This is a genomic window from Pseudomonas sp. SWRI18 (assembly GCF_014268345.1).
In the GTDB taxonomy this organism is placed as follows: domain Bacteria; phylum Pseudomonadota; class Gammaproteobacteria; order Pseudomonadales; family Pseudomonadaceae; genus Aquipseudomonas; species Aquipseudomonas cedrina.
Map to the genome: position 1 here is coordinate 164,745 of NZ_JACCQQ010000001.1, position 16,714 is coordinate 181,458.

Genomic DNA, 16,714 nt, shown 5'->3' on the forward strand with positions numbered 1-16,714 from the left:
CGGTATTTGTCATGCACAGACGTCAGCTCCTTAACCTGCTCCTGGCCAGCCCTCTATTCACCTTGCCTTTCGCGGCGTCGGCCACGCAGATTCGCAACGCTCGCCTGTGGCGCTCGGACGACAAGCTGCGATTGGTGTTCGACCTCAGCGGGCCGGTGCAATACAAGACCTTTACCCTGAGCGCGCCGGAGCGCCTGATCATCGACCTGAGTGGCGCCGGGCTAAGTGGTGATTTCTCGCAGCTGACGTTGACGAACAGCGGCATCACTTCGATCCGCTCGGGGCATTTCGGCAAAGGCGATACGCGCATCGTGCTGGACCTGGCCGCGCCGATGCAGCTCAACAGCTTTCTACTGCCACCCCAGGATGGCCAGGGCCACCGCCTGGTGCTCGACCTGACCAGCGCCACCCAGGCGCCTCGTCAGATTGCCGCCCAACCTGCGCCGTTGGTGGATAAGGCGCATCCTAAGCGCGACATTATTGTGGTGGTCGATCCTGGTCACGGCGGCAAGGACCCAGGCGCCGTCGGCTCCAAGGGCCAGCGCGAAAAAGACGTAGTGCTTTCAATCGCCCAACTGTTGGCCAAACGCTTGAAGCGCGAGAAGGGCTTTGACGTGAAATTGGTGCGCAACGATGACTTCTTCGTCCCCCTGCGCAAGCGTGTCGAGATTGCGCACAAGTACAACGCCGATATGTTCATCTCGGTGCATGCGGATGCGGCACCGCGCATCACCGCCTCGGGCGCTTCGGTGTATGCCTTGTCCGAAGGCGGTGCGACGTCCGCCACCGCGCGGTTCATGGCGCAACGGGAAAACGGCGCGGATTTGCTTGGCGCCACCAGTCTGCTCAATCTGAAGGACAAGGACCCGATGCTGGCGGGCGTCATTCTGGACATGTCGATGAACGCCACCATCGCCTCCAGCCTGCAACTGGGCAGCTCGATCCTCGGCAGCCTCGAAGGCATCACCAGCCTGCATCAGAAACGTGTGGAACAGGCCGGGTTTGCGGTGCTCAAGTCACCTGATGTGCCATCGATCCTGGTGGAAACCGGGTTTATCTCCAATGCACGAGACAGCGCACGCCTGGTTACCGCGCGTCATCAACAGGCGGTTGCCGACGGCCTGTTCGAAGGTTTGAAAAAGTATTTCCAGAAGAACCCACCGATGAACAGCTACGTGGCGTGGGTGCAGGAACAGAAGAACGTCCAGGTCTAACAGCCCGTCACGCGGCTGCAGGTGAACTTGGCGCTGGCGCCACCCGAACTGGAAAACCGGTTGAGGGTGGTCCAGCCCACCCGCCGTGTGTAGCCGACCCACGCCTCACCATCCGACGCCAGCCCGGTAAAGAACGTCAGTTGCCCGTAGCGGCTGTTGGTCTGAGCCCAGTAGCGTTTGCCGATCACCTCGTATCCGCGCAAGTACGTGGTGCTGCCAACGGTTGCCACGCTGTAGGCATTACCCAACGGATCAACGCAGGCCAGCAGGTTGGCGCTGCGTGTGCACTTGGCCAGCAGGCTGGGTGCCTGGGCGCAGGCAGTGCCTGCGGTTGCCAATAGGAGTAGGGCGCACACCAGGTATTTCATGGGGTTACTCAACGCCGGGAGGGTGCGCAAGCATTGCGCTCTTTGTCGTGACGAACAAGAGGGTTGGCTAATTTGCGTTGTTATACTATAACATAAATGCACAGCCTGGCCCGACCGGCGACCTGATGAGAATGACCTGATGCCCAATCGTCTCCCCGTTACTGTGTTATCCGGCTTTCTCGGCGCCGGTAAAAGCACGCTGCTCAACTACGTCCTGCGCAACCGCGAAAACCTGCGGGTGGCGGTGATCGTCAACGACATGAGCGAAATCAACATCGACGGCGGCGAAGTTCAGCGCGACGTCACCCTCAACCGCGCCGAAGAAAAGCTGGTGGAGATGAGCAACGGCTGCATCTGCTGCACCTTGCGCGAGGACTTGCTGGAAGAAGTCGCAAAACTCGCCAAGGAAGGCCGCTTCGATTACCTGCTGATCGAGTCCACCGGCATTTCCGAACCCTTGCCGGTGGCCGAAACGTTCACCTTTCGTGATGAAAACGACCAAAGCCTGGCCGATATCGCGCGCCTGGACACTATGGTCACCGTGGTCGACGGCATGAACTTCCTGCTCGACTACCAGGCTGCGGACAGCCTGGCCTCACGCGGCGAAACCCTCGGCGAAGAAGACGAACGTTCCATCACCGACCTGCTGATCGAGCAGATCGAATTCGCCGATGTGATCCTCATCAGCAAGATCGACCTGATCAGCAGCCGCGAACGCGAAGAGCTGACCGCGATCCTTGAGCGCCTGAATGCCCAGGCACAGATCATCCCGATGGTCATGGGCGAAGTGCCGCTGGACCAGATCCTCAACACCGGGCGTTTCGACTTTGAACGCGCCGCCCAGGCCCCAGGCTGGTTGCAGGAATTGCGCGGCGAACATGTGCCGGAAACCGAGGAATACGGCATTGCTTCCACCGCTTACCGTGCTCGGCGTCCCTTTCATCCCCAGCGTTTTTTCGATTTCATCGACCGGCCTTGGGTCAACGGCAAACTGCTGCGCTCCAAGGGCTTTTTCTGGCTGGCCAGCAAGCACCAGGACGCGGGCAGTTGGTCCCAGGCCGGAGGCTTGATGCGCCATGGGTTTGCCGGGCGCTGGTGGCGCTTTGTACCGAAAAGCCAGTGGCCCCAGGACGAGGAAAGCGTCGCGGCGATCATGGGCAATTGGCAATTGAGCACCGGCGACTGCCGCCAGGAACTGGTATTTATCGGCCAAAACATCGACTTCACGCAGATGCGTGCCGAGTTGGACGCCTGCTTGCTCAGCGATGAAGAAATGGCCCTGGGCGTCGAAGGCTGGCGCCTGCTGGCCGATCCCTTTGGCCCTTGGTTTGAAGAGGCAGCCTGATGCTTGCCCCGGTGATTACCCTGCGCCCCGTGATTCGCCAGACGCGTGGGGAAACTCCGCTGGCGCTGTCCGATATCCTCGAAGACGGCGTCAACCTGGCGTTGTGGCAGCGCCAATTACCACTGCATATCGCTGAGTTTGGCGCCTTGCTGGTGGCGCTCAATGAGCCGTTGGCCGATTCAATGGTCATCGAACTTGACCGCGAAGACGCAGTGCCCGACTTGCAGGGTTTGGCGCGTCATTGTCGCGATCTTGAAGGCTACGAGGGGTTTATCGCCGATGTGTCGTGGCTGGTCAGCGCGTTTGCCTGCTTGCTGGGTGCCAAGCGTATCGGCGTGCGCCTGCGGCTGCTGGATAAGGCCATGTGCCCGCGTTTTCACGTCGACCACGTGCCGGTGCGGCTGATCACCACCTATGCCGGAATCGGCAGCCAATGGTTGCGTGAGGGCGTCATGGACCGTCGCACGCTCGGACAGCCGGACGCCGAGCCCACCGACCGTATCGAGCAGATCCAGTGCGGCGAAGTCGCCCTGCTCAAGGGCACCAAATGGCATGGCAACGAAGGCCACGGTCTGATTCACCGCTCGCCAGCCCTCAAGGCGGCTGAACGCCGCTTGATCCTGACACTGGATTGGCTCGCATAACCGCGTAGGATCAAACGCTCTACACGGCCTGAATGATGCTCCCCATGCTGCAGAACATTCCCACCCACGTGATCGCCGGCCCCTTGGGCGCCGGCAAGACCAGCCTCATCAAGCACCTGCTCGCCCAGCGTCCGGCAGACGAGCGCTGGGCCGTGCTGATCAACGAGTTCGGGCAGATCGGCCTGGATGCCGCCTTGCTCACTCAAGATGACGACGGCATTGCCCTGGGTGAAGTCGCTGGCGGTTGCCTGTGCTGTGTGAATGGCGCACCGTTCCAGGTGGGACTTGGACGGTTGTTGCGTAAGGCCAAGCCCGACCGGCTGTTTATCGAACCGTCGGGGCTGGGCCATCCGGCACAGTTGCTCAGGCAGTTGCGGGAGACGCCGTGGCAGACCGTGCTGGCCGTGCAACCTTGCGTGATGGTGCTGGATGCGCAAGCCCTGGCAGCCGGCAAACCTTTACCGCAAGCCCAACAGCAAGCGCTGGCAAGTGCGGGTCTATTGGTATTGAACAAGGATGAAGCGCTGGACGCGGCACAGCGCCAGGCCATCGACCGGCAATTACCCGATTGTCCACTGTACTGGACGCGCCAGGCCCAGTTGCCGCTGGAGCAGTTGCCTGGCTTGAACGCACAGGCACGCACGGCTGTGGATAACTTCGTTGTGCCCAACGGGCTCGCGCAAATGCCGGCGATCTGGAGCGATCCGTCGCGGCCTATTTGCTTGAACCAGGCCCAGGAAGGCGGCTGGAGTATCGGCTGGCGCTGGCACCCGAGCCAGCAGTTCGATACTCCACGCCTGCGTCACTGGCTGGCAAGCCTTGACTGGCGCCGCGCCAAACTGGTTATCCACAGCGCCGAAGGTTGGATCAGCGCCAACGCCGTGGATAACGACGTGCCCACCTGGCAGCCCAGCGAATGGCGCCGCGATTCACGCATCGAATTGATCTTCAGCACCCCACAGGACGTGGGCGCCTTGCAGGCCGCGCTGGCGGCCTGCCGTTACTGACGTTTCTTGGTGCCGTGGTCCTGGCGCCACTGGCTCAGCTCGATCACGTCGGCGCTGGGCAGCGGCGTCTTGATCTCGAACGGGTAGGGCGCCAGTTCAATCTGCGCACTGTGGGCGCCGAACTGGGTGATGGTCCCCGCATGACGGGCTTCGCCGGTCACGGTGAACTCGAAGTTGTAGATGCGCGCCAGGCGCCGCCGGCCATTGGCGTCCTTCACAAAGCCGATGCGCTTGAGTGCGACCGCGCCGTCCAGCAGTTCGATGTCGAGCTTGGCGCAGTGCTGCTTGACCCGCTCCAGCGCCCGCTCGCGCAGGCCGTGGTTGTGCCATACCCACGCGGCGCCGGTCGCCAGCAGCATCAACACGAACATGTTTCCCAGGGTCAGCATGCGAAAAGACTCCAACAAAGTGAGAGCAGCTTAACTGTGTCGCCGGTCTGTCGTACAGGCTGCGTTTAGTCGCATACTGCGCGGCCAGAATTTCAACGGCTTTACGGAAATCTCCTGCATGAAACGCACACCTCATCTGCTTGCGATCCAATCTCATGTGGTTTTTGGCCACGCGGGAAATAGCGCCGCCGTGTTCCCCATGCAGCGGGTCGGGGTGAACGTCTGGCCGTTGAACACGGTGCAGTTCTCCAACCACACCCAGTATGGTCAATGGGCAGGCGAAGTGTTGGCGCCGCAGCAAATTCCGGCGCTGGTGGAAGGCATTGCCGCAATCGGCGAGCTGGGTAACTGCGACGCCGTGCTCTCCGGCTACCTGGGCAGTGCGGCCCAGGGCCGGGCCATTTTGATCGGAGTGGCGCGCATCAAGGCCATCAACCCCAGGGCGCTTTACCTGTGCGACCCGGTGATGGGCCACCCGGAAAAAGGCTGCATCGTGCCCCAGGACGTCAGCGATTTCCTGCTGGATGAAGCCGCGGCCATGGCTGATTTCCTGTGCCCTAACCAATTGGAACTGGACAGTTTTGCCGGGCGCAAGCCGCAATCGCTGTTCGACTGCCTGGCCATGGCCAAGGCGTTGCTGGCGCGCGGGCCTAAGGCCGTGCTGGTTAAACATCTGGATTACCCCGGCAAGCTGCCGGACGGTTTCGAGATGCTGCTGGTGACAGCCGAAGGCAGCTGGCACCTGCGCCGCCCGCTGCTGGCATTTGCGCGCCAGCCGGTGGGCGTGGGCGACCTGACGTCGGGCCTGTTCCTGGCACGCGTACTCTTGGGTGATAGTCTGCTGGCAGCCTTTGAGTTCACCGCCGCAGCGGTGCATGAAGTACTGCTGGAAACCCAGGCCTGCGCCAGTTATGAGCTGGAACTGGTGCGCGCCCAAGACCGTATTGCCCACCCTCGTGTGCGGTTCGAAGCCACGGCCATTGGTTTGTAGAACATTTCCTGATTGAGCGAGGTAAAGGGCGTCCGGTAGTATCGGATGCCTGCTTATCCCCTGTGCTATTCAAGGAAGATCCATGTTGCATTTCTTACGGATTTTTTCCGCGCTGAGCCTGGTTTCGCTGCTTAGCGCTTGTAGCGTCAACGGTAGCTATCCGGACGCCACCGAACCCGATGCCGCCAAGCTGAGGTTTATCTCTAACACCCAGAACTCCACGCTCGACTTCTTCGACGCCCAGAACTGTGCCGGTCGCACCACCGGTATTCTCAACAATTTCCTCATGGCTGATACCAAGCGCCGGGTTGGCATGATCGTGCCGCCGCCGGAAAAAGCCCGCGGCCTGCTGGAGGTGAAGCTGGCGCCTGGAAAGCCGGTATTCATGCGGATCAATACCAATGGCGGCAACTACGTATGCGCCAAGGCGATCAGCTTCACACCGCAAGCGGGCAAGGAATATGAAGTGACGTTCGACATGGCCGAGGGCAGTTGCATCACGACGTTCCAGCGCTTGTTGCGCTTCAATGGCAAGGACCAGCGCATTCCGCAGCCTATGTTCGAAACCCCATTGCAAGCGTGCGCCGGCAGCACTCCGATGTTCCCCAAGCAAATTGCGCAAACACCCAAGCGCACCGCGCTGATCAACACCATCGTCGACACCAACGTGCAGGTGTTCAAGATGATGAACCCGGACACACCTGTGCAACCGCCATCGACACCTGAATCGCTCGAAGAGCAGATTGCCAAGCGTAAGGCGGCAATGGGCTCGTTCACGTTGCCAGAAGCTTATTGGACTGAGTATCGGCAGAATTTCGCCCTCTTGAATGAAGAGGCGGCGGCGCAAGAGACCCGCACAATGGAGTTCTACAAAGAGGTATATCGCTATCGACTGAGCGTCACCGAGGACGCTGTGTTGGAGCAATGGCTGAATCCAACCGACAACATCACGCGTGATCGTGTCGCGGCGAACGACAAGGTGATGACGGCCTATTACACAAACACTCGCAAATCAGTGATGGTTGAAGTGATCAACCATCACCTGGCGCGCATGAGCCAGCTGGACCAGCGCTTTGATGTGTGCGCGCGCTTTGACAAGTGCTGGCACTACTGATGCCTACAGCGCGTCTGCCTTGATCTCCTGATAGCGCTTTTCCAGCTCCTGGCGGATCTGCCGGCGCTGCTGGGCCTGCACGAAGCGCCGCTTGTCTTCGCTGTTGTGCGGTTGCAGCGGTGGAACGGGGGCCGGTTTGCGCTGGTCGTCCACGGCCACCATGGTGAAGAAGCAGCTGTTGGTATGGCGCACCGAGCGCTCGCGGATGTTCTCGGTCACCACCTTGATGCCCACCTCCATCGAGGTGTTGCCGGTGTAGTTGACCGACGCGAGGAACGTCACCAGTTCGCCGACATGGATCGGCTCGCGGAAAATCACCTGGTCCACTGACAGCGTGACGACATAGCGGCCGGCATAACGGCTCGCGCAGGCGTAGGCCACTTCGTCGAGGTACTTGAGCAGCGTGCCGCCATGCACATTGCCTGAGAAGTTGGCCATATCTGGGGTCATCAATACCGTCATCGACAGCTGGGCGTTTCCGGGTTCCATAGCACACTCACGGGTTGTAGGCATTGGTTGGGGAGGCACCTCTGTGGGTGCTGGAATCTTTGCAGCGTCATCCCTAACGGGACGCCGCCGGGCAGCTTGCCGTCACGCTTCTACCGATCTGTTTCCATATATTGCACCGGCTTTCTGTCGGAAGTCGCGGTGTTAACCTTCAAAAGCCCATCTCAGGGCATTTCTTACGATTTAGGCAGACTTTTCCTTCCGTACTTAGCGATATTTCAACGGCGCGGGCGGAAGTGGGAAAAGCGCCGGTACCCTCAAGGAGCCCCTCGCCATGCACGCCATCAGCTTTATCCAGGACTTGGCCGTGATCATGCTGGTGGCAGGGGTTGTCACTGTCCTGTTTCACCGGTTGAAGCAGCCGGTCGTGCTGGGCTATATCGTCGCCGGCTTTATCATCGGCCCCCACACCCCGCCGTTCGGCCTGATCCACGACGAAGACACCATCAAGACCCTCGCTGAGCTGGGGGTGATCTTCCTGATGTTCTGCCTGGGCCTGGAGTTCAGCCTGCGCAAGCTGTTCAAGGTGGGCGCCACGGCGTTTATCGCGGCCTTCCTGGAAATCATCCTGATGATCTGGATCGGTTACGAGATCGGCCAGTGGTTCGACTGGAACACCATGGACTCGCTGTTTCTCGGGGCGATCCTGGCGATTTCCTCCACCACCATCATCGTCAAGGCGCTCAATGACCTGAAGATGAAAAACCAGCGCTTCGCCCAGCTTATTTTTGGCGTACTGATCGTGGAAGACATCCTCGGTATCGGCATCATCGCCTTGCTGTCGAGCATTGCGGTGAGCGGCACGGTCAGTTCCGGCGAGGTGTTTTCCACGGTCGGCAAGCTTTCGCTGTTCATGATCGTTGCGTTGGTCATCGGCATTTTGCTGGTGCCCCGTCTACTGGCCTACGTGGCCAAGTTCGAAAGTAACGAAATGCTGCTGATCACCGTACTGGGCCTGTGTTTCGGCTTCTGCCTGCTGGTGGTCAAGCTGGAATACAGCATGGTGCTGGGCGCATTCCTGATCGGCGCGATCATGGCCGAATCCCGTCAGTTGATTAAGATCGAGCGCTTGATCGAGCCGGTACGCGACATGTTCAGCGCCATTTTCTTTGTGGCGATTGGCTTGATGATCGACCCGCAGATCCTGCTGCAATACGCCTGGCCGATTGCAGTGATCACCGTGGCCGTGGTGCTGGGCAAAATGCTGTCCTGCGGCCTGGGCGCTTTTATCGCCGGCAACGATGGCCGTACCTCACTGCGCGTGGGCATGGGGCTGTCACAGATTGGTGAGTTTTCCTTCATCATCGCGGCACTGGGGATGACGTTGCAGGTGACCAGCGATTTCCTCTATCCCGTAGCGGTGGCGGTCTCAGCGATCACCACTTTGCTCACGCCGTACCTGATTCGTGGCGCGGACCCGCTGTCATTGAAGATCGCCGCAGTAATGCCCAAGCGCATGAGCCGGGTGTTCGGCCTGTATGGCGAGTGGCTGCGCAGCATTCAGCCCCAGGGCGAAGGCGCGATGCTGGCGTCGATGATCCGCAAAATCATCCTGCAGGTGGGGGTGAACCTGGCGCTGGTGGTGGCGATCTTCTTTGCCGGTAGTTATTTTGCAGCACGCATAGGTGGATATCTTGAAAGCTGGATCAGCGACCCAAGCTGGCAGAAGGCATTGATCTGGGGCGGGGCGCTGTTGGTTTCTCTGCCGTTTTTGATCGCGGCGTACCGCAAGCTCAAGGCGCTGTCGATGCTGCTGGCGGAGATGAGCGTGAAACCGGAAATGGCCGGGCGGCATACCCAGCGTGTGCGTCGGGTGATTTCCGAACTGATCCCGATTCTCTCGCTGCTGTTGATCTTCGTGCTATTGGCTGCCTTGTCGGCCAGCATTCTGCCGACCAACAAGTTGCTGGTGCTGGTCGCGGTGGTCGCGGCGGCGGTGGCGGCCGTGCTCTGGCGGTGGTTCATCCGCGTGCATACGCGGATGCAGGTCGCCTTGCTGGAGACACTGGATAACCACAAGGATACGCCGGAGCACTGACGGGCAGTGGGGGCTGCGTTGCAGCCCAGCGCGAGCAAGCTCGCTCACTACAGCCTGCGCGATCAGCTTTCGAGCCAGACGTCCCGCGCCCAGTGCCACACCGATTCCCAGGTTTCTTCGGTAACGAGTTCTTCTTCGCCGGACCACAGCACCACGGTGCCGTCTTCTTCGACGCAGTAGTAGTCGTCGCCGTCCTGGCAGATCGGGATCATGCTGCGATCAACACCGGCATCCCAGGCGTTGGCGGCCACGTCGGGCAGGTAGGTGTGGGATTGCGGGTCGGTGACGGTCACCGGCTCCAGGCTGCCGTACACCACGTCGCTGACGGTCAGCAGGAATTCACGGAAGACAAACGGGATGTCGATGAACAGTTGTTCCTCGATTTCCACCAGTTGGTCTTCGTCAGGCAGTTCCAGCGGAACCGGGACCGGTTCGTTGGCTTCACGCAGTTGTTCGATGATTTCTTCCACGGCCGGGATCCTCTTGCTGATGGCGCGGTTTATAGGGGCGTTTTATACAGTAGCTCGCTATAAGTGCAACCGTGAAATAGAAAACCCCGGACAGGTCCGGGGTTTTTTGTAACTGCTTGCTCAGGCGCGCAGGAATCAGCCGTTCTGGCGGATACCAGCAACCAGCCAAGGCTGGTTCTCGCCTTGTGGACGTTCCATGTTCCAGCTTTCGCTGAACACTTCGCCCTGGTCGAAACGCGAGGTCTTCGACACACCGCTGAAGGTCAGGGTGGCGATGGTCTTGTCGGCGCGATCATCCACGCCATCAAGCTGTACGCGCAGGTCGTCGATGTAGGTCGACTGGAAAGCATCGCCCAGGTCGGCGCGTTCGCGCTTGAGGAACTCCAGCAGTTGCGGGGTCACGAACTCGGCGATCTTGTCCATTTCGTTGGCGTCCCAGTGCTGCTGCAGGGACTGGAAGTGGCTGCGGGCCGCTTCGATGAAACGTTCTTCGTTGAACCAGGCCGGCGCATTGATCACCGGACGGGCGGCAGCAGGTGCCGCCGAACCGCCGAAGATCGAACCCATGGCTGGTTTCTGCTCGAACACTTCACGCTGCATCGGCGCGCCGGCCGGAGCCAGGTGCTCCTGCTGCTTGCGGCGACGGGCGGCGATAAAGCGGAAGATCACGAAGGCGATGACGGCAAGGATCAGGATGTCAAAGATCTGCATGCCCTGGAAGCCGCCGCCCATGAACATGGAAGCGAGCAGGCCGCCGGCTGCGATACCGGCCAGAGGGCCCAGCCAGCGCGAAGCACCGCCGGCCTTGGCAGCGGCGCCGGCAGCACCGGCTGCGCCTGCGGTAGCCGCAGCGCCGCCGGCACCGGCGGATGGAGCCATTTGGCTGGTCTGGTGAGTCGGTGCCGCACCTGAACTTTTGCCGCCACCGAAGCGTTTGGCGTTGGCGTCGATGCTCATCGTCAGGCCGATGCACAACGCCATGGCGATGCTAAGAAAACGTTTCATAAAGGGAATTCCCATTTGTGGATTGCACGCGCGCCATGTTGCACAGGTGTAGAGACAGTGGCTAGCGACATAATGTTTCGGGCTTTTGCGTAGGACCGATTCGGAGTGGTCTGTAGGACTTATTACACATATTGGCCCGCACTCGTTAAAAACAAGGGCGGGCCAACAACCTTCATGTAACGCGAGGTTTCCTCGCCACAAGCAATCAGCTCAGATCGCTTCGAGCTTCGCGTAACCCATCATCAGCCACTTGCTGCCTTCTGAGAAATTCACCTGCACCCGCGCCTGGGCGCCGGCGCCTTCGAAGTTGAGGATCACGCCTTCGCCGAACACCGAATGCCTGACCTGCTGGCCAAGGCTGAATTGGGTTTCCGGAATTTCAGAGCCGGCGAACATATTGCTGGAGTTCTGCTGCTGACCACCGCCGAATGGGCGGCTGACGCTGTTGGACAGGCGCACTTCCTGGATCAGGCCCTTCGGCACCTCCCGTACGAAGCGCGACACCTTGTTGTAAGTCTCGCTGCCGTACAGGCGTCGGGTTTCAGCGTATGTCATCACCAGGTTTTGCATCGCCCGGGTGATGCCCACGTACGCCAGGCGGCGCTCCTCCTCAAGACGGCCGGGTTCTTCCAGGCTCATCTTGTGCGGGAACAAGCCTTCTTCCATGCCCACCAGGAACACGTAGGGGAACTCCAGGCCCTTGGCGCTGTGCAAGGTCATCAGTTGGACGCTGTCTTCATGTTCGTCAGCCTGGGCATCGCCGGCCTCCAGCGAAGCATGGCCAAGGAAGGCGGCGAGCGGTGTGAGGTCCTCTTCGTTCTCGGCGTTTTCGAACGCGCGGGCGGCGCTCACCAATTCCTCAAGGTTTTCTACCCGGGCCTGGCCTTTCTCGCCTTTTTCCGCTTCATGGTAGGCGATCAGCCCGGACTGTTCGATCACGGTCTGGGTCATCAGGTGCAGGGGCATTTCGGCGCACTTGGCCGACAGGTTCTCGATCAGCTCGACAAACACACCCAACGCACCTGCCGCGCGGCCGGTCAGGCCTTTGTTGGCGATCAGCAAGCGCATGGCTTCCCACATCGACACATGGGCGTGGCGCGCGTGGTCGCGAATAGCTTCGACGGTTTTCTCGCCGATGCCACGGGCCGGGATGTTGATCACCCGCTCCAGCGCCGCATCGTTGCCGCGGCCTTCCAGCAAGCGCAGGTAGGCCATGGCGTTCTTGATTTCCGCGCGCTCGAAGAAACGCTGGCCGCCGTAGATGCGGTAGGGGATGCGCTCGCGCAACAGGGCTTCTTCCAATACCCGCGACTGGGCGTTGGAGCGGTACAGAATTGCGATGTCGCTGCGCGCCAAACCGGTCTTCAGCGCGCTTTCGATGGTTTCCACCACGTAGCGCGCTTCATCGTGCTCGTTGAACGCCGCGTACAGGTTGATCGCTTCGCCTTCGCCGCCGTCGGTCCACAATTCTTTACCCAGGCGCCCGGTGTTGTTGGCGATCAGGGCGTTGGCGGCCTTGAGGATGCCGGCGGTGGAGCGGTAGTTCTGCTCGAGGCGGATGGTGACCGCGTCCGGGAAGTCTTCGGAATACTGGTAGATGTTCTCGATTTTCGCGCCACGCCAGCCGTAGATCGACTGGTCGTCGTCGCCCACGACCATCAGGCTGTCGCCGCCCTTGGCCAGCAGGCGCAACCAGGCGTACTGCACGGCGTTGGTGTCCTGGAACTCGTCTACCAAGATATGTCGAAAGCGCTTCTGGTAATGGGCCAGCAAGCCCGGGTTGTCGCGCCACAGGTCGAGCGCGCGCAGCAGCAGCTCGGAGAAGTCGATGACCCCGGCGCGTGCGCAGGCGGCCTCGTAGGCTTCATAAATGCTGCGCATGGTGGCCAGGAACAGGTCGCCGCTGGCCTGGATATGCTGAGGGCGCAGGCCTTCGTCTTTCTGACCGTTGATAAACCATTGCGCCTGGCGCGCCGGCCAGCGTTGCTCGTCCAGGCCCAGCTCGCGGATCACTCGCTTGACCAGGCGTTGCTGGTCATCACTGTCGAGGATCTGGAAGGTCTGGGCCAGGCCCGCTTCTTGCCAGTGCGCGCGCAACAGGCGGTGCGCCAGGCCGTGAAAGGTGCCGACCCACATGCCGGCCGGGCTGATGCCCATCAACTGCTCGATGCGGTGGCGCATCTCGGCGGCAGCCTTGTTGGTGAAGGTCACCGACAGGATGGAATGCGGGGACGCGTTTTCGACCTGGATCAACCAGGCGATACGGTGCACCAGCACTCGGGTTTTACCGGAGCCAGCACCGGCCAGGACCAACTGACGGCCAACGGGGGCCGCTACGGCCTGGCGTTGGGCATCGTTGAGGGAGTTCAGCAAAAGGGAGAGATCATCGCGCATTGACGCATTCTATGGCCCCCGGGGGAGTGGGGCAAATACCAATGCCGGGTGGTCGACGCAAAACATCCGGGGTGATGACTGGTCGGTCAATGGCCGCAGCCCCCGCCGTGTCTCGCTCAAGCCGTCTGGCCCCGGAGTTTGCGGGCCATGCCCGCGCAGTTTTTATGACGTGGAGCAGTTTGGCCCAAGCGTTTGCTTGTGTATGCTCCGTCGACGTTTCGGGCTCACCATTATAAGAACACTGCCTATGACCCTCAGCACCGATCTGCTCGGCCACTCAACGGCGCCCGCGCAGGTTCTTCGCAAACATTACGCCACCGAGATGGCGGTCGAGCGTACGCGCCTGTTGTATCAGGGCTCGCTGCTGCCGACCCTGTTGATGCTGGTCAATGGCCTGGTGTGCGCCTGGCTGCTCTGGAACCCCAAGCAGTACCTGCTGGACAGCATCTGGCTGGTCTGGCTGCTGGCCCTGGTGGCGATGCGCGTGATCCAGGTGGCGGCGTTTGATTCGGCCATGCCCAGCCGCCAGGCCCAGCCGGTGTGGCGACGCATGTTCATGCTCGGCTCGGCGGTCAGCGGCTTGACCCTGGCCACAGCCGCCATTGCCCTGGTGCCGGTGGACAGCTTCATGCAACAGGCCTGGGTGTTCGGCCTGATTGGCGCGGCGACGCTGTCGGCCAGCGTGGCCTATGCCGTGAGCCTGCCGGCGTTCCTGTCGTTCGCCGTGCCCTGTCTGGTGCCGGCCATCATTTACCTGTTCTGGAGCGGCGACCCGCAGCAGCGCGGCTGGGGCGTATTAGGCCTGATCCTGCTCGCGTCCTTGAGCCTGGTGGCGTGGCAGGTCAATCGCCTGATCCAGCGCGGCCTGCTGCGCCGCTTCCAGAACCAGGCATTGATCGAGCATCTCCAGCAGGCACAGCAGCGCAGCGAGCAGCTCAACCAGGAGTTGGTGCGCGAAGTCGAGCAGCGCCGCCAGGTCGAACAGGAACTGCGCGAAGCCCAGATCGGCCTGCAGGATCGCGTGGCGCAGCGCAGCCAGGAGCTGGACGCCGCCAGCCTGGCGTTGAATAAAAGCGAAGCGCGCCTGGCCATGGCGCTGCAGGCCAGTGAATTGGGGCTGTGGGACTGGAACCTGCAAACTGACGAAGTCCATCACACCCAGCTCAAGGAGCTGTTTGGCCTGGAACCGGAGTACGTCACGGCGATGCTCGGCCACCTCAAGCCGCGCCTGCACCCCGACGACCTGCCATTACTCAGGCGCGCCTTGGTGGAACACCTGAAGGGGCGTAGCGAGGACTATCAGGTCGAATACCGCGTGCGCCATGGCGATGGGCACTGGGTGTGGATCGAAGACCGAGGCCGCGCCGTGGAGCGCGCGCCCAGCGGCCGGGTCACGCGCATGCTCGGCACTCGCCGTGATATCAGCGCCGGCAAGGCCCTGGAGGAACAACAGCGTCTGGCGTCGACCGTATTTGAAGCGGCCAGCGAAGGCATTGTAATCCTGGATCCGAGCTACAAACTGATCGCGGTCAACCAGGCTTTCAGCCGTGTCACCGGCTTTGAAATCGACGACATGCTCGGTCGCAACGTGGTGGAGCTGCCCAGCAGCCGTGATGCCCGCCGCCACTTTCCGGTGATCCGCCAGGCATTGCTCAGCCACGGAACCTGGCAGGGCGAGCTGGTGGAGACGCGCAAGAACGGCGAGCTCTACCCGCAATGGCTGCAATTGAATGTGGTGCGCGATATCCGTGGAAAAGTCAGCCATATCGTGGGCTTCTTCGCCGATCTTTCGGCGCGGCGTGAGTCCGAAGAGCGCATGCGCTACCTCACCCATTATGACGAGCTGACCGGCCTGGCCAACCGCTCATTGTTCCGCGAACGGCTGGGCGAAGCCCACCAGCGTGTACGCCAGGGCGGGCGCAGCCTGGCGTTGCTGCATATCAACCTGGACCGCTTCAAGCTGCTCAATGACAGCCTGGGCCACGAGGTTGCCGACCAGTTGCTGCAGAAAATGGCGCGGCGCTTGATCAATGCCCTGCCCGAGGCCGACACCATTGCACGCCTGTCCGGGGACGAATTCGCCGTGCTGTTCGACGCCTACGGCAACCTGTCGAGCCTGGCGCGGGTGGCGACGCGGTTGCTGGCCAAACTGCGGGTGCCGGTGACGGTAGAAGGGCATGAACTGGTGGTCAGTGCATCGATGGGCGTCAGCCTGTTGCCGGACAATGCGCGGGAAATTTCCGCGCTGGTCAGCCAATCGAACATGGCCATGCAGCACGCCAAACACCTGGGCGGCAACAATTTCCAGTTCTACACCGACAGTCTGCAAGCCAGCACCCTGGAGCGCTTGCAACTGGAGAACCACCTGCGCAAGGCCATTGAAGAGCGCCAGCTCACGGTGTTCTATCAACCCAAACTGTGCCTGGCCACCGGCCGGCTGAACGCTGCTGAAGCCTTGATCCGCTGGGAGCATCCACAGTGGGGCATGGTGCCGCCGGGGGACTTTATCGGCCTGGCCGAAGAGACTGGCCTGATCGTGCCGCTGGGCGAGTTCGTGCTGCGCGAGGCCTGCCGGCAAGCCTGTGACTGGCAACGCCAGGGGTTGGCGCCGATCCGGGTGTCGGTGAACCTGTCGGTGCACCAGTTGCGCCAGGGCAAGTTGGTCAGCCTGGTGCGTCAGGTGCTCGAAGAAACCGGACTGGACCCGCAATACCTGGAGCTGGAGCTGACCGAAAGCCAATTGCTCGATAGCGTCGAGCACATCATTGCCACCTTCCAGCAACTGCGCGACCTGGGCGTGAAGCTGGCCATCGACGATTTTGGTACCGGTTATTCATCCCTCAGCTACCTCAAGCGCATTCCCGTGGATTACGTGAAGATCGACCAAACCTTCATTCGCGGGCTTGGCCAGGGTCGTGAAGATGCCGCCATCACCCGAGCCATCATCGCCATGGCTCACGGTTTGGCGCTCAAGGTGGTGGCTGAAGGGGTGGAGGACCAGCAGCAATTGGACTTCCTGCGCGCAGAGCGCTGCGACGAAGTGCAGGGCTATTTGATCAGCCGGCCGATAGAGGCCCAAGCGCTGGCAGATTTGTTACGGGAAAATGCAGATTTTCCTTAGTGATGGCGACGCCGCCCCTGTGGCTACATGTGCGTCGCCCGCAGAGATAAAGGGGAACAGGACGATTTAGTGATGCGCCGGACGGGCAAAACGGCAATTCTTGTAGT

Annotated in this window: 14 protein-coding genes; 8 read left to right on the forward strand and 6 right to left on the reverse strand. The window is 61.2% G+C overall.

Features of this window, described 5'->3' with window-relative positions; all coding sequences use genetic code 11:
- Window positions 1–11 precede the first annotated feature (11 nt).
- Window positions 12–1,214, forward strand: a complete 1,203-nt coding sequence (locus tag H0Z09_RS00765; protein ID WP_186686075.1) for an N-acetylmuramoyl-L-alanine amidase — start codon at window positions 12–14, stop codon at window positions 1,212–1,214.
- On the opposite strand, the gene H0Z09_RS00770 is transcribed toward H0Z09_RS00765, so the two are convergent.
- Entirely contained in the window at window positions 1,211–1,582 is a 372-nt protein-coding gene (locus tag H0Z09_RS00770) for a glutamine synthetase (RefSeq protein ID WP_186686973.1), read from the reverse strand. The genes H0Z09_RS00765 and H0Z09_RS00770 overlap by 4 nt on opposite strands.
- Before the next feature lie 139 nt (window positions 1,583–1,721).
- On the opposite strand from H0Z09_RS00770, the gene zigA reads away from it, so the two are divergent.
- The 3 genes from zigA to H0Z09_RS00785 are packed head-to-tail and all read left to right on the forward strand — an operon-like array spanning window position 1,722 to window position 4,578.
- Entirely contained in the window at window positions 1,722–2,927 is a 1,206-nt protein-coding gene (gene zigA / locus H0Z09_RS00775) for a zinc metallochaperone GTPase ZigA (RefSeq protein ID WP_186686078.1), read from the forward strand.
- A complete protein-coding gene (locus tag H0Z09_RS00780) occupies window positions 2,927–3,571 on the forward strand; it encodes a DUF1826 domain-containing protein (protein WP_186686081.1) in 645 nt (214 codons plus the stop codon). Before zigA ends, H0Z09_RS00780 begins: the two co-directional genes overlap by 1 nt.
- A 44-nt stretch (window positions 3,572–3,615) precedes the next feature.
- On the forward strand, window positions 3,616–4,578 hold the full coding sequence (locus H0Z09_RS00785; protein WP_186686097.1) for a CobW family GTP-binding protein: 963 nt from the start codon (window positions 3,616–3,618) through the stop codon (window positions 4,576–4,578).
- Here H0Z09_RS00785 and H0Z09_RS00790 read toward each other — a convergent pair.
- On the reverse strand, window positions 4,572–4,967 hold the full coding sequence (locus H0Z09_RS00790; RefSeq protein WP_076952119.1) for a DUF3301 domain-containing protein: 396 nt from the start codon (window positions 4,965–4,967) through the stop codon (window positions 4,572–4,574). The genes H0Z09_RS00785 and H0Z09_RS00790 overlap by 7 nt on opposite strands.
- Window positions 4,968–5,085: 118 nt before the next feature.
- Here H0Z09_RS00790 and pdxY point away from each other — a divergent pair, with 118 nt between their 5' ends.
- The gene (gene pdxY, locus H0Z09_RS00795) at window positions 5,086–5,958 is read left to right on the forward strand and encodes a pyridoxal kinase PdxY (RefSeq protein WP_186686100.1); all 873 of its coding nucleotides are present in this window, start codon (window positions 5,086–5,088) and stop codon (window positions 5,956–5,958) included.
- An 82-nt stretch (window positions 5,959–6,040) separates the two neighbouring features.
- Complete coding sequence (locus tag H0Z09_RS00800; protein ID WP_186686102.1) at window positions 6,041–7,072, forward strand: hypothetical protein; 1,032 nt, start codon at window positions 6,041–6,043, stop codon at window positions 7,070–7,072.
- A gap of 3 nt (window positions 7,073–7,075) precedes the next feature.
- On the opposite strand, the gene H0Z09_RS00805 is transcribed toward H0Z09_RS00800, so the two are convergent.
- Entirely contained in the window at window positions 7,076–7,561 is a 486-nt protein-coding gene (locus H0Z09_RS00805; protein WP_076952116.1) for an acyl-CoA thioesterase, read from the reverse strand.
- A gap of 292 nt (window positions 7,562–7,853) precedes the next feature.
- Here H0Z09_RS00805 and H0Z09_RS00810 point away from each other — a divergent pair, with 292 nt between their 5' ends.
- A complete protein-coding gene (locus tag H0Z09_RS00810) occupies window positions 7,854–9,617 on the forward strand; it encodes a cation:proton antiporter (protein ID WP_186686104.1) in 1,764 nt (587 codons plus the stop codon).
- Between the two features lie 62 nt (window positions 9,618–9,679).
- Here the strand turns inward: H0Z09_RS00810 and H0Z09_RS00815 are convergent, their stop codons facing one another.
- From H0Z09_RS00815 to uvrD, 3 genes are all read right to left on the reverse strand, one after another.
- Complete coding sequence (locus H0Z09_RS00815; protein WP_017739032.1) at window positions 9,680–10,087, reverse strand: SMI1/KNR4 family protein; 408 nt, start codon at window positions 10,085–10,087, stop codon at window positions 9,680–9,682.
- 135 nt (window positions 10,088–10,222) lie between these two features.
- Entirely contained in the window at window positions 10,223–11,092 is an 870-nt protein-coding gene (locus H0Z09_RS00820) for a Tim44 domain-containing protein (protein ID WP_186686106.1), read from the reverse strand.
- 210 nt (window positions 11,093–11,302) lie between these two features.
- On the reverse strand, window positions 11,303–13,486 hold the full coding sequence (uvrD, locus tag H0Z09_RS00825; RefSeq protein WP_186686117.1) for a DNA helicase II: 2,184 nt from the start codon (window positions 13,484–13,486) through the stop codon (window positions 11,303–11,305).
- Window positions 13,487–13,733: 247 nt separating this feature from the next.
- Here uvrD and H0Z09_RS00830 point away from each other — a divergent pair, with 247 nt between their 5' ends.
- Complete coding sequence (locus H0Z09_RS00830; RefSeq protein WP_186686131.1) at window positions 13,734–16,607, forward strand: EAL domain-containing protein; 2,874 nt, start codon at window positions 13,734–13,736, stop codon at window positions 16,605–16,607.
- The last annotated feature ends 107 nt before the right edge of the window (window positions 16,608–16,714 follow it).

Bases quoted from the DNA above. Each gene is read 5' to 3' on its own strand.
- pdxY (WP_186686100.1), top strand. From the start codon at position 5,086: ATGAAACGCACACCTCATCTGCTTGCGATCCAATCTCATGTGGTTTTT.
- H0Z09_RS00820 (WP_186686106.1), bottom strand. From the start codon at position 11,092: ATGAAACGTTTTCTTAGCATCGCCATGGCGTTGTGCATCGGCCTGACG.
- uvrD (WP_186686117.1), bottom strand. From the start codon at position 13,486: ATGCGCGATGATCTCTCCCTTTTGCTGAACTCCCTCAACGATGCCCAA.
- zigA (WP_186686078.1), top strand. From the start codon at position 1,722: ATGCCCAATCGTCTCCCCGTTACTGTGTTATCCGGCTTTCTCGGCGCC.
- H0Z09_RS00800 (WP_186686102.1), top strand. From the start codon at position 6,041: ATGTTGCATTTCTTACGGATTTTTTCCGCGCTGAGCCTGGTTTCGCTG.
- H0Z09_RS00810 (WP_186686104.1), top strand. From the start codon at position 7,854: ATGCACGCCATCAGCTTTATCCAGGACTTGGCCGTGATCATGCTGGTG.
- H0Z09_RS00830 (WP_186686131.1), top strand. From the start codon at position 13,734: ATGACCCTCAGCACCGATCTGCTCGGCCACTCAACGGCGCCCGCGCAG.
- H0Z09_RS00765 (WP_186686075.1), top strand. From the start codon at position 12: ATGCACAGACGTCAGCTCCTTAACCTGCTCCTGGCCAGCCCTCTATTC.
- H0Z09_RS00790 (WP_076952119.1), bottom strand. From the start codon at position 4,967: ATGCTGACCCTGGGAAACATGTTCGTGTTGATGCTGCTGGCGACCGGC.
- H0Z09_RS00770 (WP_186686973.1), bottom strand. From the start codon at position 1,582: ATGAAATACCTGGTGTGCGCCCTACTCCTATTGGCAACCGCAGGCACT.
- H0Z09_RS00785 (WP_186686097.1), top strand. From the start codon at position 3,616: ATGCTGCAGAACATTCCCACCCACGTGATCGCCGGCCCCTTGGGCGCC.
- H0Z09_RS00805 (WP_076952116.1), bottom strand. From the start codon at position 7,561: ATGGAACCCGGAAACGCCCAGCTGTCGATGACGGTATTGATGACCCCA.
- H0Z09_RS00780 (WP_186686081.1), top strand. From the start codon at position 2,927: ATGCTTGCCCCGGTGATTACCCTGCGCCCCGTGATTCGCCAGACGCGT.